General features: G+C 68.4%; 14 protein-coding genes and 1 riboswitch. Of the genes, 2 read left to right on the top strand and 12 right to left on the bottom strand.

Translation table 11 applies throughout. The annotated features are described in order from the left end of the window. Positions 1 to 254: 254 nt before the first annotated feature. The gene (locus tag MLGJGCBP_RS37820) at positions 255 to 2,042 is read left to right on the top strand and encodes a substrate-binding domain-containing protein (protein WP_160102346.1); all 1,788 of its coding nucleotides are present in this window, start codon (positions 255 to 257) and stop codon (positions 2,040 to 2,042) included. Beyond that, positions 2,039 to 3,193, top strand: coding sequence for a metallophosphoesterase (locus tag MLGJGCBP_RS37815; RefSeq protein ID WP_160102344.1), 1,155 nt, complete (start codon positions 2,039 to 2,041; stop codon positions 3,191 to 3,193). The genes MLGJGCBP_RS37820 and MLGJGCBP_RS37815 overlap by 4 nt, the downstream gene beginning before the upstream one ends. Positions 3,194 to 3,235: 42 nt before the next feature. On the opposite strand, the gene gcvP is transcribed toward MLGJGCBP_RS37815, so the two are convergent. From gcvP to MLGJGCBP_RS37755, 12 genes are all read right to left on the bottom strand, one after another. Further along, on the bottom strand, positions 3,236 to 6,088 hold the full coding sequence (gene gcvP / locus MLGJGCBP_RS37810; RefSeq protein WP_160102342.1) for an aminomethyl-transferring glycine dehydrogenase: 2,853 nt from the start codon (positions 6,086 to 6,088) through the stop codon (positions 3,236 to 3,238). A 174-nt stretch (positions 6,089 to 6,262) separates the two neighbouring features. Further along, positions 6,263 to 6,386: riboswitch (glycine riboswitch) on the bottom strand. Between the two features lie 68 nt (positions 6,387 to 6,454). Beyond that, complete coding sequence (locus MLGJGCBP_RS37805; protein ID WP_012687890.1) at positions 6,455 to 7,075, bottom strand: MerR family transcriptional regulator; 621 nt, start codon at positions 7,073 to 7,075, stop codon at positions 6,455 to 6,457. Positions 7,076 to 7,355: 280 nt separating this feature from the next. Beyond that, positions 7,356 to 7,829 (bottom strand): bifunctional nuclease family protein, encoded by a 474-nt coding sequence (locus tag MLGJGCBP_RS37800; RefSeq protein ID WP_087562142.1) that lies wholly within the window; start codon positions 7,827 to 7,829, stop codon positions 7,356 to 7,358. A gap of 149 nt (positions 7,830 to 7,978) precedes the next feature. Beyond that, positions 7,979 to 8,719 (bottom strand): transcriptional regulator FtsR, encoded by a 741-nt coding sequence (ftsR, locus tag MLGJGCBP_RS37795; RefSeq protein ID WP_124394325.1) that lies wholly within the window; start codon positions 8,717 to 8,719, stop codon positions 7,979 to 7,981. Continuing rightward, complete coding sequence (odhI, locus tag MLGJGCBP_RS37790; protein WP_370183841.1) at positions 8,716 to 9,240, bottom strand: oxoglutarate dehydrogenase inhibitor Odhl; 525 nt, start codon at positions 9,238 to 9,240, stop codon at positions 8,716 to 8,718. Before odhI ends, ftsR begins: the two co-directional genes overlap by 4 nt. 297 nt (positions 9,241 to 9,537) lie before the next feature. Continuing rightward, positions 9,538 to 9,942 (bottom strand): glycine cleavage system protein GcvH, encoded by a 405-nt coding sequence (gene gcvH, locus MLGJGCBP_RS37785; RefSeq protein WP_087562140.1) that lies wholly within the window; start codon positions 9,940 to 9,942, stop codon positions 9,538 to 9,540. Between the two features lie 42 nt (positions 9,943 to 9,984). Next, positions 9,985 to 10,731 carry a DUF881 domain-containing protein gene (locus MLGJGCBP_RS37780; protein ID WP_160102340.1) on the bottom strand — a complete coding sequence of 249 codons (747 nt, stop codon included), beginning with the start codon at positions 10,729 to 10,731 and terminating at the stop codon, positions 9,985 to 9,987. A gap of 7 nt (positions 10,732 to 10,738) precedes the next feature. Continuing rightward, entirely contained in the window at positions 10,739 to 11,101 is a 363-nt protein-coding gene (locus MLGJGCBP_RS37775; protein WP_160102338.1) for a small basic family protein, read from the bottom strand. A gap of 32 nt (positions 11,102 to 11,133) precedes the next feature. Next, complete coding sequence (locus tag MLGJGCBP_RS37770) at positions 11,134 to 11,997, bottom strand: DUF881 domain-containing protein (protein ID WP_087562137.1); 864 nt, start codon at positions 11,995 to 11,997, stop codon at positions 11,134 to 11,136. Then, entirely contained in the window at positions 11,997 to 12,620 is a 624-nt protein-coding gene (locus tag MLGJGCBP_RS37765; RefSeq protein WP_160102336.1) for a CDP-alcohol phosphatidyltransferase family protein, read from the bottom strand. Before MLGJGCBP_RS37765 ends, MLGJGCBP_RS37770 begins: the two co-directional genes overlap by 1 nt. 133 nt (positions 12,621 to 12,753) lie before the next feature. Beyond that, complete coding sequence (locus tag MLGJGCBP_RS37760) at positions 12,754 to 13,812, bottom strand: SMP-30/gluconolactonase/LRE family protein (protein ID WP_160102334.1); 1,059 nt, start codon at positions 13,810 to 13,812, stop codon at positions 12,754 to 12,756. 42 nt (positions 13,813 to 13,854) lie between these two features. Next, on the bottom strand, positions 13,855 to 14,472 hold the full coding sequence (locus MLGJGCBP_RS37755) for an NUDIX hydrolase (RefSeq protein WP_087562134.1): 618 nt from the start codon (positions 14,470 to 14,472) through the stop codon (positions 13,855 to 13,857). Positions 14,473 to 14,490 lie beyond the last annotated feature (18 nt).

Genomic DNA, 14,490 nt, shown 5'->3' with positions numbered 1-14,490 from the left:
GCGTTCCAGGCCGCCAAGGAACTCATCCTCGACGGCACCGCGCAGCCCTCCGGCTACACCGAACCGATCCTGCACCGTCGCCGCCGCGAATACAAAGCCGCCAACGCCTGACCGACAGCGCCCGACAGACCGGCAGGTGAGCGGCAAAGCGTGCGGGAGCACACTTTGCCACTCACGTATCAGGGGGTTGACACCGCGCATCACTACACTGCGAGGGTCAACGTCGAACTCGTCGGACAGGGGCTGGAAAGCACGTGGGGCAGCATCGCGGCGAATCGCGCGCCAGGGGTATCAGCAAGGGGCCTTTGATCGTGCTCGGTCTCGTCGTCGTGCTCGTGCTCGGCGTGCTGGGCTGGTTCCAACTGCGTGACCGGATCAACGATCAGGGAGCGGCAGCCGCCGGAGCCTGCGTCGAAGGCGAATCGGTGCTCGCTGTCGCGGCCGATCCCGACATCGCACCCCAATTGCAGACTCTCGCCGACCAGTACACGGCGACGGCGCCGGTGATACGCGATCAGTGCGTGTCGGTGACGGTCACCGCCGTCGCGTCCGACACCGTGCGCGACGCCCTGTCCGCGGGCCCCGACGGCCCGTGGGACGCAGCGGCATTCGGCCCCCGCCCAGCCCTGTGGATTCCGTCCAGCTCGCATTCCGTCAAGCAGGTGTCGGCGACCGGTGTCATCAGCGGTGAGGCACGTCCGCTGGCGACCAGCCCGGTGGTCCTCGCCGTCCGGACGGCGTTCGCGAACGCGCCGGGCACGGCGGCGCTCGACTGGAAGGAGTTGCCGTCCCTGCAGACGGGACGCGACTCCCTCGCGACTCTCGGTCTGCCGGGCTGGGGCAGCCTGGGCTTGGCGCTCCCCGTCGGCCCCGGTGCCGAGAGTACGGAGATGGCCGTCGAAGCGGTCGCTGCCGCCGTCACCGGAAGCAGCACCGGTCCGGTGACGGAGGAGCAGGCACGTTCCGTTCCCGTCACGTCGGCACTCACCGATCTGGCGCTCGGCTACGAGGCGTCGACGGGGACGAAACCCGGGACGACGCGGGAGGCGCTCACCGCGCTGGCCGAGCAGGGCGACCCCGCGACCTCTGCCATCCATGCGGTCGCCACCACCGAACAGCAGGTCTATCAGGCCCTGCGCGACGCACCCGGAGCAGACATCACCGCATCGATGCCGAAAGGCCCCACACCCGTGGCAGATCACCCGGCAGCCGTCCTGGCAGGCCCATCCGTCGATGAGACGCAGAGCCGCGCCGCCGCGCAGTTCGCGGAATTCGTCCGTCGACCCGAACAGGCGCAGGTCCTGGCCGACGCCGGTTTCCGGGTCGAGGGGCTCGCCCGCCCCGACGACACGACGCTGGCCTTTCCCGGTTTCGAATCCACCCTGGTTCCCGCGGACGCCGCCGCTGCGGCCGAGCTGATGCGGGTGATCCGGAATCCGATCTCGCCGCGCACGTCCACCATCCTGCTCGACGTCTCCAGTTCGATGAGCGAACGCGAGGGGACGGCGACGCGACTGGCGAACACGACGGCAGCGCTGGCCGCCCACGTGGATCGTTCTCCGGACTCGTCGAACCTCGGGTTGTGGGAGTACAGCACCGCTCTCGACGGGTCCCGGCCGTACACGACCGTGGTTGCCACGGGTCCCCTGTCGGCGGGCGGATTCACCGAGGGCACCCGCAGGCAGGCCCTCGACGCCCGGCTCGCCAAGGCGACGTCCGCCACCGGGTCCTCGACCTACACGTCGCTCGAAGCCGCCTACAAGAGTGCCGTAGACGGATACACGCCGGGCCGCACCAATTCGGTTCTGCTCGTCACCGACGGCGCCAACGACGATTCCGTCGCGCGCGCGGATCTGCTGTCCGCCGTCGCCGCGGCCTCGAGTACGTCGAAGCCGGTCCGCATCGACGTGGTGACGATCGGCGAGAATCCGGACCTCAACACGTTGCAGGCACTGGCCGATCGCACCGGCGGGTCCCTGGAGAAGGTCGCGTCCTCGGACGGAGCGGCATTGCCGACCGCGATCAGCAAGCTGCTGTCGTGACGAGGCTCCTGGTTTTCGCGGTCTTCCTCGCGCTCGTCACCTGGTGGCTTCATCGGCGGCTCGTCCGGGCCACCGGATTGGGGCGCCCCTGGTCCGTGGTCGTCGACGTGACCCTCGTCGCCCTGTGGGTTCTCGCCGTCATCGGCGTGGGCAGCGGCGAAGCCTTCGATCCAGGATGGGCGCGTCCACCGGGATGGGTGGGCTGGGTGTGGCTCGGCGCGATGTTCTATCTGGTGCTCGGACTTCTCGTGGTCGCCCTGGTGTCGCTGCTCACCCGGCTGTTCGCCCGCCTGCGCGGCAAAGGGCGCGACGAACAGGTCGATCTGTCACGTCGGCGAGGTCTGCGCATCGCCACCGCGGTCGTGGTGGTGGGTGCCGTCGCCGCCGCCGGTTACGGGGTGCGGGAGGCCGCTCGTCCGCGGATCGTCCGGGTCCGGGTTCCGCTGCAGCGCCTCCCCGCCGAGTTCGAGGGTGTGCGCGTGGCGCTCGTCTCCGACCTGCACGTCGGCCCGGCGCGAGGAGTCGATTTCACGCGCCGAGTGGTCGATCTCGTGAACGCGGAGCGGCCGGATCTCGTCGCGATCGCGGGCGACCTGGTGGACGGGACCGTCGCGAAAGTGGCGCCCGACCTACAGCCGCTCGGCGACCTCGAGGCCCCGCTCGGGGTGTTCGGGGTCAGCGGCAATCACGAGTTCTACGCCGACGACGGTGGCCGGTGGCTCGACGTGTGGGATCGATTGGGTATCAGGACGCTGCGCAACGAGCACGCGACCATCACGCGGGGCGGCGCCGCCATCGACATCGCGGGCATCCACGACTACTCGGCGCCGGCGCCGTATGAACCGGATCTCCCTGCCGCGCTCGCGGGACGCGATCCGTCAACGTTCGTCGTGCTGCTCGCGCACGAACCGCGGCAGGCCCTGGAGGCGTCGGATCTCGGTGTGGACCTGCAACTGTCCGGGCACACGCACGGCGGCCAGATGTGGCCGCTGAACTATCTGGTGCCGTTGCAGCAGCCGTCGGTGGCGGGGCTCGACCGGATCGGGAACACCGTCCTGTACACGACCCGCGGTGTCGGCGCGTGGGGTCCGCCCGTGCGGGTGGGCGCCCCACCGGAGATCACGATCCTCGAACTGGTGCGCGCAGACTGATTGCGGAGGGCCCGCCCGCCGAAGCGGGGCGGGCCTCCGCGGTCAGGCGCCTTCGAACGCGGAGATCGGCGGGCAGGAGCACACGAGGTTGCGGTCGCCGTGCGCGCCGTCGATGCGCCGCACCGCGGGCCACACCTTCGGCCGGGCCTTGCCGCGGGGGAACACCGCCGTCTCCCGGGTGTAGGGGTGGTTCCACTCCGCCGCCAGGCAGCCGGCCGTGTGCGGGGCACCGCGCAGCGGGTTGTCGTCCACCGTCCACTCCCCCGAGCCCACGCGGTCGATCTCGTCGCGGATCGCGATCATCGCCTCGCAGAAGGCGTCGATCTCTTCGAGGTTCTCGCTCTCGGTGGGCTCCACCATCAGCGTGCCCGCCACCGGGAAGCTCATCGTCGGAGCGTGGAAACCGTAGTCGGCGAGACGCTTTGCGACATCGTCCACGGTCACACCGGTGTCCTTGGTGATCTGCCGGAGGTCGAGGATGCACTCGTGGGCCACCATTCCGCCCTCGCCGGTGTAGAGGACGGGGAAGTACTCGTCCAGGCGGCGGGCGATGTAGTTGGCCGACGCGATCGCAGTCAGGCTGGCGCGGCGCAGTCCGACGGCGCCCATCATCCGGATGTACGCCCACGTGATGGGCAGGATCGACGCGCTGCCGTACGGGGCCGCGGAAATCGGCCCGGCAGTGCCGAGTTCGGGTGCGAGCGGATGCCCGGGCAGGAACGGTGTGAGGTGCGACCGCACACCGATCGGACCGACACCGGGTCCGCCGCCTCCGTGGGGGATGCAGAACGTCTTGTGCAGGTTGAGGTGGCTGACGTCGCCGCCGAACCGTCCGGGCCGGGCCAGACCGACCAGGGCGTTGAGGTTGGCGCCGTCGACGTACACCTGGCCGCCTGCGTCGTGGACGGCGGCGCAGATGTCGGCGATCTCGTGCTCGTACACCCCGTGGGTGGACGGGTAGGTGATCATGATCGCCGCGAGGCGCTCGGCATGGTCCGCGATCTTCGCCCGCAGATCGTCGAGGTCCACGTCACCGTTCGGGCGGCACGCGACGACCTCGACGCGCATCCCGGCCATGACCGCCGATGCGGCGTTGGTGCCGTGGGCGCTCGACGGGATGAGGCAGGTGTCGCGGTGATCGTCGCCGCGGCTGAGGTGGTAGTTGCGGATCGCGAGCAGTCCGGCGTACTCGCCCTGGCTGCCGGCATTCGGCTGCAGGCTGACCGCGTCGTAGCCGGTGACGGCGACGAGCCAGTTCTCGAGATCCTTGATGATGCGGAGAATTCCCGGGGTGTCTCCGGTGGGCGCGAACGGGTGCAGTCCGGCGAACGCGGGCCAGGTGATCGCTTCCATCTCGGCGGTGGCATTGAGCTTCATCGTGCAGGAACCCAGCGGGATCATGCTGCGGTCGAGTGCGATGTCCTTGTCGGACAACGCCCGGAGGTAGCGCAGCATCGCCGTTTCGGTGCGGTACCGGGTGAACGCCTCGTGCTGCAGGTAGTCGGATCCGCGGAGCTGCGCGTTCGGGACGGACGTGCCCGCCTCGGGGACCACGGCGCCGTCACCCCCGAACGCCGCCAGCACGCGGGCGACGTCGTCGTCGGTGGTGGCCTCGTCGCACGCGACGGCGACGTGATCGGCGTCGACGAACCGCAGGTTGATGCCGGCGTCCTTCGCCTTCGCCACCACATCCGCCGCCCGGCCGTCGACACGCACGAGGATCGTGTCGAAGAAGTGCTCGTGTACGACGACGGCGCCGGCCTTACGGAGGGCGGCCGCCAGGGAGTGTGCCGTGTTCGCCACGCGCAGCGCTATTGCCTTCAGGCCCTCGGCGCCGTGGTAGCTGGCGTACATGGCCGCGAGAATCGCGAGGAGCACCTGCGCGGTGCAGATGTTCGAGGTCGCCTTCTCACGGCGAATGTGCTGCTCGCGGGTCTGCAGCGCCAGCCGGTAGGCCTTGTCACCGTCGGCGTCGACGGAGACGCCCACCAGACGCCCGGGAAGCTGACGTGCGTGCTTGGTGTGCACGGCCAGGTAGCCGGCGTGCGGCCCACCGAAGCCCATGGGGACACCGAACCGCTGGGTGGTGCCGAAGCAGGCGTCCGCACCGATCTCGCCGGGCGGGGTGAGGAGAGTCAGCGCCAGCAGGTCCGCACCGACCGCGACCAGTGCGCCGCGCTCGTGGGCTGCGGCGATCACGTCGGTGTAATCGACGATGCGGCCGGACGCGCCGGGCATCTGTCCGAGGACGCCGAAGAAGTCGCCGTCCGGTAGGCCCGCGGACAGGTCGGCCACCACGATCTCGATGCCGAGCGGCTCGGCCCGGGTCTCGACGACCGCCAGCGTCTGCGGGAACAGGTCGGCGTCGACGACGAACCGCGGGGACTTGCTCTTGCTCGCCCGGCGCAGCAGGGTCATCGCCTCGGCGGCGGCGGTGGCCTCGTCGAGCATCGACGAGTTGGCGACCTCCATGCCGGTCAGGTCGGCGACCATCGTCTGGAAGTTGAGGAGGGCCTCGAGGCGGCCCTGGCTGATTTCGGGCTGGTACGGCGTGTAGGCCGTGTACCAGGCCGGGTTCTCGATGATGTTCCGGATCAGAACCGGCGGGGTGAGGGTGTCGTAGTAGCCGAGCCCGATCATGGACGTCGCCACGGTGTTCTGTGCGGCGAGTGCGGACAGTTCGGCGAGCGCCTCGTGCTCGGAGACCGGTGCGGGCAGGGCGTCGAGGCCGTCGGCGATGCCGCCCGTGACCCCGTCCAGGATGACGGCGGGAACGGCCTTCGACGCGAGGTCGTCGAGCGACTCTGCTCCGACCAGTTCGAGAATGTGCGCGAGTTCCGCAGCGTTCGGGCCGACATGACGATCGGCGAATGTACGGCTTCCAGCGTCGATCACGACAACTCCCAAGCAGTTCGGAGGATCAGGACACGCCCCGCTCTGCGGAACGCCCCTCCCCCTCTGTCGCCTGCTCGGGTCGAGCGCCTGAGAGATTCGGTACCGTCGTTCGCGTGCGAAGACGGCCCTTTCCCCGTGGGCGGGTGGGTGCTCCCACCGCTTTCCAGAGGCGTCGGAGCCCGCACGGTCCTGTTTGCCTGAGAGATTGACGGGGAGGTGTTGCTCCTTCGGCGCCCGAACTCCCGCAAGCACGATGCTGCTGTGCATGCAGTGCCCGGAACTCTCCCGCACGGCGTCGACGCACCGCCAGTCTATGTCACGAGCACAGACAGCGGCGCAACCAGCGCCGGGCTCCGGGTCTGCGGTCTAGCCGGTCTTGCGGCTCGCGCGGTTCTTGCGCCGCGACGCCAGCTCGTCCTCGGGGCTCTGCTCGCTCTCGCCGCCGTCGGCGCGCTCTGCCGGGAAATCGGCGATGGTGCCGGTCAGTTCGCGCATTGCACCACTGACCGCGATGCCGAACACACCCTGCCCACCCTGGAGCAGATCGACGACTTCCTCGGCCGACGTGCACTCGTAGACCGTGGTCCCGTCCGAGAAAAGTGTGATCTTGGCCAAGTCCCGCACTCCGCGCTTCCGGAGGTGGTCGACGGCCACGCGAATGTTCTGCAAGGATATTCCGGTGTCGAGCAGACGCTTGACGATCTTGAGGACGAGGATGTCCTTGAACGAGTACAGCCGTTGGCTGCCCGACCCGGCCGCGCCGCGGATGGACGGCACCACGAGGGACGTGCGAGCCCAGTAATCGAGCTGACGGTAGGTGATTCCCGCGATCTGGCAGGCGATGGGAACGCGGTATCCGACGAGGTCGTCGGGCACGGAATCGTCCGGGAAGAGGCCCGGCTGGATCTCCTCGGAGCTGAACTCGGGCTCGGCAACGTTGTCGCCGGGCGCAAGATTCAGCGCATTCTCCTGCGGCCGATCTCCCACTGACTACTCCCTCTCACATGTTGCACTGAACCCGACGATCAGTGCGCCTGTGACGCGCGTCGCCAGTGTCCGCGGCAATCCGCAGCACATCGAGCGGCGCAAGCGCCACCAGTGACATCGAGCTAGTCCGTACCCTGAACCTACTCAGCGTACGCCCGATACAATCTGCAGGGCAGAAAATCACTGCACCGAACGCTATGACTCCGAGGAGACCGGGTCAACGCAACGCGCCGGAGGAACCTCAACTGTTACTGCTGGACGGCTCTTCCGCTGGAGAAACCTAGCCGTCGGTCGCCTTGAAATCGTCCGGCGACACGGACTCGAGGAATTCCTTGAACTTCTCGACCTCGTCCTCACGCTCGTCGGGCATGACCAGACCGGCCTCCGTGAGCACCGCTTCCTCGGCGAAGATCGGAACCCCGATGCGCAGTGCGATCGCGATGGAGTCGGACGGGCGCGCCGAGACGCGGGTGTTCTGGTCGAACACCAGGTCGGCGTAGAACGTGCCCTCGCGGAGCTCGACGATGCGGACTTCCTTCAGAGTGCGACCGAACGCTTCGATCAGATTCTTGATCAGGTCGTGGGTCAGCGGGCGCGCCGGCTCGACACCCTGCTGCTCGAGTGCGATGGCCGTGGCCTCGGTCTGTCCGATCCAGATGGGCAGGTACCGTTCGCCGTCGGTTTCCCGCAGCAGCAGGACAGGTTGATTCTGGGGCTGCTCGACACGAACTCCGATCACGTGCATTTCGCTCATCGCGTCTGCCTCCACCCTGCAATGGTCCGTCCGCGGCACACAATGCCGTACCAGGATTCTATTCGATTCGTGTCTGCTCTTCGACCGTACAGCCGTTCGAGCGCAGCGTCGTTGGGAAGTTCCGAGGTGGGACCGCCGGCGAACTCACCTCACCGATCGAGCGCACCTCGGACTGCCGACTTCACCAGGCAGGTGTGCAACGTCAGAGACAGCGCAGCCAGTTCGCGCACCATCTCCTCGGCGCGATCCCGTGCGCCGGCGTCGCGGCCCTTGGCGACGGGCCCGGCGATCTGCGCGACCAACCCGGCCTCGCGGTCGGCGGCCAGTTTGAACGCCCTCAGGTGCCGCACCTCGAGTCCGAACTCGGACATCGCCCTTGCGGTGCGCGCCAGCGTCACCGCATCCTCGTCGAAGAAGCCCGCGGGCCCGGGAACGACCAGGCCTCCCCGGGTCAGCTCGACGAGGAACTTCTCGTCGATCCCCGCCCGGGAGATCAGATCGTCGCGGCTGATCCGCACCTCGCGGTCCGGGCGGAATTCCTCCGGGGACACCTCACCCGGGGCCACGGTGAGCGCGCGCGGCCGGCGCGGCGAAGAATCGCCTGCGCCGACCGTGGCCACACCTCTGTCGATGGCCTCGAGCTGCTCCTTGATGACCTTCAGCGGCAGATACTGATCGCGCTGCGCCGTCAGGACGTAGCGCAGTCGTTCAGTGTCGGCGATCGAGAATCGCCGATACCCCGAGGGAGTGCGCTGCGGGCTGATGAGACCCTCGGCTTCGAGGAATCGGATCTTCGAGATCGTCACATCAGGAAAATCGGGGCGCAGTCGATCCAGCACGGAGCCGATCGACATCCCCGAATGCGCCTGCTGCTGCCGCACCGCGGTCATTGGCTACCCGCACCAGCTGACGTCTCACCGATCTGCGACCCACCGGCCGTGGTCCGGGGTCCGGTCAGGAAGACCAACCGGAACTTGCCGATCTGCACCTCGTCACCGTTCGCGAGGACTGCCGAGTCGACCGGCTCGCGGTTGACGTAGGTGCCGTTGAGGCTGCCGACGTCGACCACCTGGAACTCGTCGTCCTCCTGGCGGAACTCCGCATGACGACGGCTGACCGTCACGTCGTCGAGGAAGATGTCGCTGTCGGGATGCCGTCCTGCGGACGTCGTCGGCTGGTCGAGCAGGAAGCGCGACCCTGCGTTCGGTCCACGCTTGACGACGAGCAGGGCAGAGCCCGCGGGCAGTCCCTCCACACCCGACACCGGAGCTTCCGGAGCCTGGGTTGCCGAGGAGTTGTCGAGCTCATTGAGAAAGTCCGCGCGGAAGACCGACGTGGTTTCCGCCGGCGTCTCCCCATAGACCGCGTCGTTGCCGTTCTCGCTCACCGTTTCTCCTCCTAGTTCGATCATCCAGCAAGATTCGCTGGACTACGCAATGCCACTCGGTACTACATAATTCGGTTCCCGTGCACATTAACTTCTGTGCAAACTCCCACGATCACATTCAAACTACGGACCTGCGCCCCGACACGGCACATGCGTTCAACATTGACCGTACCCTGCGCACGCCGGTGCGTGTAGTGAGACAGGCCGCCAGTACATTACGAACCGGTATTCCGACAGCGGATTTCCCCGGCAACCCCGTTTTCCGGGCTGTCGGCACCTTCCGAAACTATCCGATTACCGCTTCGCGTGTCCGGCGGGAAATTATCCTGCCGTGATGTCTGCATACCCGGCGGCGTCCAGCATTTCGGCCAGTGCGGCGTCGAGGGTCGCCTCGTCGTCGACGCCGAGTTCCACCAGCCACCCCTGCCCGTAGGGCGCGGAGTTCACGAGTTCCGGGTTGCCGTCCAGATCAGCGTTGGCGGCAACGACTTTCGCCGTCAGCGGGGCGAAGATGTCGGAGACGCTCTTGGTGGATTCCACCTCGCCGAACGATTCGCCCGCCGTCACGTCCTCGTCGACCGCCGGAAGCTGGACGAACACGACGTCGCCGAGCTGGGACTGCGCGAAATCGGTGATGCCGACGCGTACCGTCGTGGGCCCCGTCCGCTCGACCCACTCGTGTTCGGCGGTGTACCGACGATCGGCGGGGATTTCGAGCTCACTCACAGTGGCTTCCTTTCGATGGCAATCCGCGGGCGGATGCGAAGATCAATTTCCGGGCTGAGCGTATTGGCGAGGTTTCGCCTCCCGCAAGGCGGAGATCGTGACCTGCTGCGATTGTTCGATCGTCAACTGTCCACCGCTGCGCGCCACCGTGTCGACCACCCCGCCGGGAATGTTCAGGGCCGCCGCCAGAGTCGGCGGATCACCGATGGCGACAACTCCGTAGGGGGCGCTCACCCTGCGGCCGTCAACCGACACGCCGCCTGCCGAACCGGACACCCACGAGTCGACGCCGATCCGGATGGGCGGGCCGTCGGCACCCTGGATCTGGACGGCCTCGGCGCCCGCGGCGCGCAGTTCCTGGACGAGGTCGAGCAGGACCTCGGATCCGACCCCCTTGTTGGGGTCGGTGATGCGCAGCGTCACGCCGGGGCCGGTGGCCGGTGCGCTCCCGACCTGGATCGACAGGGCCGTCAACCGGGCCTGAGCCTCGTCGAGCGCCGCCCCGGAACTGCCACTCTGTTGCAAGGTTGCCAAGGTCTGTTCCAGCGATGCGATCTCCTGCCGCAGAGCCGCCTCCCGCTGATTCAGCGTGTCCAGGACGACCAGCAGATCCGCGGGGCTCGCCGAGTCGAGCGTGTCGCCGGACCCGGTGTTCTTCACCTGCGTCACGATCGCGATTCCCAGCCCGCCGAGCAGGAGCGCGGCCAGCAGCGCGAAGACGACATGGGAGCGCCGCGACGTCGTGGGTTCGTTGCCGTGCAGCTCGTGTCTGCCCTCGTGCCCGCTCACGTCGCGCTCACGCCCCGAACAGACGCCGCCGCAGCGCGGCCGCGTTGCCGAAGATGCGGATGCCGAGCACGACGACGATCGCGGTGGACAGCTGGGTTCCGACACCGAGTTGGTCACCGAGCCACACGATCAGCGCCGCCACGAGGACGTTGAACACGAACGAGACGACGAACACCTTCGAGTCGAAGATCTCGTCGAGGTATGCGCGCAATCCGCCGAACACCGCGTCGAGCGCGGCGACGACGGCGATGGGCAGGTAGGGCTGCACGGCGTCGGGCACTTGCGGGCTGAACACCACTCCCAGCACTATTCCCACGACCAGGGCGAGCACCCCGTAGATCGCAGATCCGCCCCTGAGTGCTGCCTTCATTCGTGTGACGCCTCCATCCGACTCCGCCGTTGTCATCGTGTTCCTGCTTCCCGGGCTGCCCGCACTTCCCGCGCCGGGGCGGCGGGCAGGTGGAGATCGTCGGCCTCCGCGACCGCGAATCCGATGCCGTACAACTGCGCCACGCTGGACATCCGCAGGTAGGCGTCGCTCACCACGAATCCGGTCTGCATCGGACCCTGCGGGCCGATGGCGGAGACCACGTACGGCGAGAACACCGGCTGATTGTCCACGAGCATCGCGCCACCCGCCTGCCGGATCGTCACCGACGGGCCGATCCGCACGTCGCCGACCGCAACTGCCTCGGCGCCGCCCGCCCACAGCGAATTGACCACCGACTGCAGGTCGCGATCGAGTACCACCGCCTTCCCCCCGACACTGCGCTGGGACGAGTCGGAAAGGTTGGGTTTGGCCGCGGGGTCGGTGAGCGTCACGGTCAGTCCGGGACCGTGCACGGCCTCGACCCCGGCGTCGCCCTCGAGCCCGTGTAGCTCGTCGAGCAGTGCGGCACCGCGGGCGTCGCCGGCCAGCGCGGTGGCGCGGGCGTCGTCCGCCTGTGCCGTCAACGTGTCCCGGGTCGCCGCGAGGGCGCCCGCCCGGTCCTCCGCGTCCTGCACCTTGCTCAGGAGTTCGGACCGCACCTGCTCGGTGCCCGGGATGCGTTCGGTGGCCTGCCGGTAGGCGACCGACAGCACCAGGCCGACGAGCAGTGCGCCGATCGCGATCCACACCTGCCGACCGACCCGTGTCTGCCGCGAGTGTCCGTGCTCGCGATCCTCGGCCGCGCTCTCGTAGCCGGGGTCCAGGTGATCGTTCATCAGAGACTGCAGCAGGGACGGCACCGGATTCCTGCGGACGCCGGACTCGGTCCGTTTCATCAGCGGACCTCGTGTTCGTCGCCGCCCGGTTCTCGCGCGGGAACGGTGCGCGCGACGGTCAGCGCGTTGACGGTGTAGAGCAGCCCGGTCCACACGTACAGCACCGTGCCCCAGATCAGGAGTGCGACGCCGAGCGGCTCCGCCACCGTGGCGATGCTCCAGTCACCCTGCGCCGCGAGGGTGATCGGCAGCGCGAACATGAGCAGGAACGTGGCCCCCTTGCCGAGGTACATCACGTCGGGGGGTGGCAGTCCGCGCCGCCGGTAGATCAGCAGTGTCAGCGCGAGAACGGCGTCGCGGCCGATCAGGATCGCCGCCACCCACCACGGGATGAATCCGCGCACGACGAACGTCACCAGCGTCGTGACGACGTAGAGGCGATCGACGAACGGGTCGAGCAGCGCACCCAGCTTCGACGACTGGTCGAGGATCCGGGCCAGTTTGCCGTCGAGCCAGTCGGTGAATCCGCTGATCATGAGGATCGCGAGGGCCCACCCGTCGGAGTGCGTGACGAGCAGCAGGTACACGAAGAGCGGCACTCCGAGCAGGCGTACCACGCTCAGGAGATTCGGGACGGTCACGATCCGGTCCGACCGCGCAGTGTCCCGGTCCACCGAATTCACCAATATCTCCCCAGCGTCGAGTGCGGACCTGTTCTCGGGCGCTCGTCGCACCGCTCTCGCCACTCTTCCACAACCGCGGCGGTGGTCCGTCGATCGTCCCCCGGAGAATCCATCGGAGCAGGTCAGGTCCGTCTCATTCGTCCGCAGCAATGTCCGGACGTGGCGGGACCGGGACGCGCGCGACAGCGTCCGCGGTCAGACTTCCCAGGTACAGCCACCCGTCGTGCTCCCGCACACCGGTGACGGGTGCGTAGCTGCCCTTGCCGCCGCGCAGGCTGTGCACGATCTCGCCGCGCCGATCGAGAGCGACCACCCAGCCCGCGTGCACCGGGTTCGGCTGGACGGCTTCGGGCAGGTTCGCCGCGACGATGCGCAGCGCGGGGTACGGCGCGAGCAGATCCAGCAGCCGCATCCGCGGGCTGTAGAGCGCCACCCAGAACAGCCCGTCGCCGGTCTGCGACGTCATGTTGTCCGGGATGCCGGGCAGATTCTCGGCCCACACGGACGTCCGGCCCTGCGACGGACCGGTCAGGTCGACGCGGGAGATCTGGTACGAGCCGGTCTCGGCGACGAGGACGAACGATTCGTCCGAGGCCAAGCCCACGCCGTTGGCGAACTGCAGTCCCTCGGCGAGAAGATCGGTCTCCCCCGTGCGCGGGTCGAGACGCAGCAGGCGACCGGTCCCCCGGTGTTCGAGAAGGTCGTAGCGGTGGTCGGCGATCGTGAAGTGCGCGGAGGAGTCGGTGAAGTACACGACGCCGTCGCGGCCGACCGCGGAGTTGTTGCACGCCACGAGTGGGCGCCCGACCGCGGTGTCGGCGAGCACCTCGACGCGCCCCTTCTCGTCCACCCTCAGCACGCCACGCTCGGCGTCGCAGATCAGGTACCGGCCGTCGTCGAGGACCTCGACCCCGAGCGGCCGCCCGCCCGTGTTCGCGAGTTCGGTGGCGTCGCCACGACTGTCGAACCGCCAGATCCGGCCGTCGTTTCCCCCGGTGATCACCCGGCCGTCGTGATCGACGGCCACGTCCTCCGGTCCCTCTCCGGTGGGCAGGGCCCAGCGGTGCACGCCGTCGAGCACTCCGTTGGGAGCGAGCACTCCCGTGAGCGGAGGGGGCGGCGGGGCGTGCCAGACGACGGGGTCGACCCCGGTGCGGTCGAGTTTGCGGGCGAGAGACTCGAAGAAGGTCACGGACTGTGAGATTAGTCGCGCAACCCGGTGGATGTGGCCGCGCTACCGCCAGGCGAAGACCGGTTGGTCGAAACCGTCGATCCGGGTGTGCCGGTCGTGCAGTGCGACCTCCCGGAACTGATACACGACCGCGCCCGTCGGGGCGTGCACGAGGTGACGCCGGAACGGCCATTGGATTACTGGTTTCGACGATTCGGGGATCTCCACGAATCGCGGCTCGGCGTCGATCTCGGCAACGCCCACCGAGAACACTTCCGCCACTTCTTCGTGGTTGGGGACGAGCGAGGTGATCGACTGCTCCGACCACACGACGAAGGGCGTGATGACGTACCCGGAGCGGGTGACGTAGTCGTCGAGCCTGCCGAGCACCGCGGACGGCTGCACGTCGAGCCCAAGTTCCTCGTGCAGTTCGCGCCGGGCGGCGTCCTCGCCGGTCTCCCCCGGATCGACCCCGCCACCGGGCAACGCGAACTGCCCCGGATGCGCGCGCATCTTGCTCGGGCGCCTGGTCAGTGGAACGGCCTGACCGTCCGCGCCGTCGTTCATCACGGCGATCACGACCGCCGCGGACCGCCGGTTCGTCGGGTCCACGATCCGTGGTTCGAAGCGTGCCAGCGCGTCGGCGAGCCGTTCCCTGCTGAGTACGTGCCCATTCACCATCACCCGACAGTATCGCCA

This window comes from Rhodococcus sp. T7 (assembly GCF_009872365.1).
GTDB lineage: Bacteria > Actinomycetota > Actinomycetes > Mycobacteriales > Mycobacteriaceae > Rhodococcus_F.
Note: the sequence above shows the minus strand (reverse complement) of the source record. Positions and strands in the feature narration are given on the sequence as shown.

Excerpts from the sequence above, each read along its gene's own strand:
- MLGJGCBP_RS37775 (WP_160102338.1), bottom strand. The coding sequence starts at position 11,101 with ATGAAGGCAGCACTCAGGGGCGGATCTGCGATCTACGGGGTGCTCGCC.
- MLGJGCBP_RS37800 (WP_087562142.1), bottom strand. The coding sequence starts at position 7,829 with ATGAGCGAAATGCACGTGATCGGAGTTCGTGTCGAGCAGCCCCAGAAT.
- MLGJGCBP_RS37770 (WP_087562137.1), bottom strand. The coding sequence starts at position 11,997 with ATGAAACGGACCGAGTCCGGCGTCCGCAGGAATCCGGTGCCGTCCCTG.
- MLGJGCBP_RS37755 (WP_087562134.1), bottom strand. The coding sequence starts at position 14,472 with ATGGTGAATGGGCACGTACTCAGCAGGGAACGGCTCGCCGACGCGCTG.
- ftsR (WP_124394325.1), bottom strand. The coding sequence starts at position 8,719 with ATGACCGCGGTGCGGCAGCAGCAGGCGCATTCGGGGATGTCGATCGGC.
- odhI (WP_370183841.1), bottom strand. The coding sequence starts at position 9,240 with ATGATCGAACTAGGAGGAGAAACGGTGAGCGAGAACGGCAACGACGCG.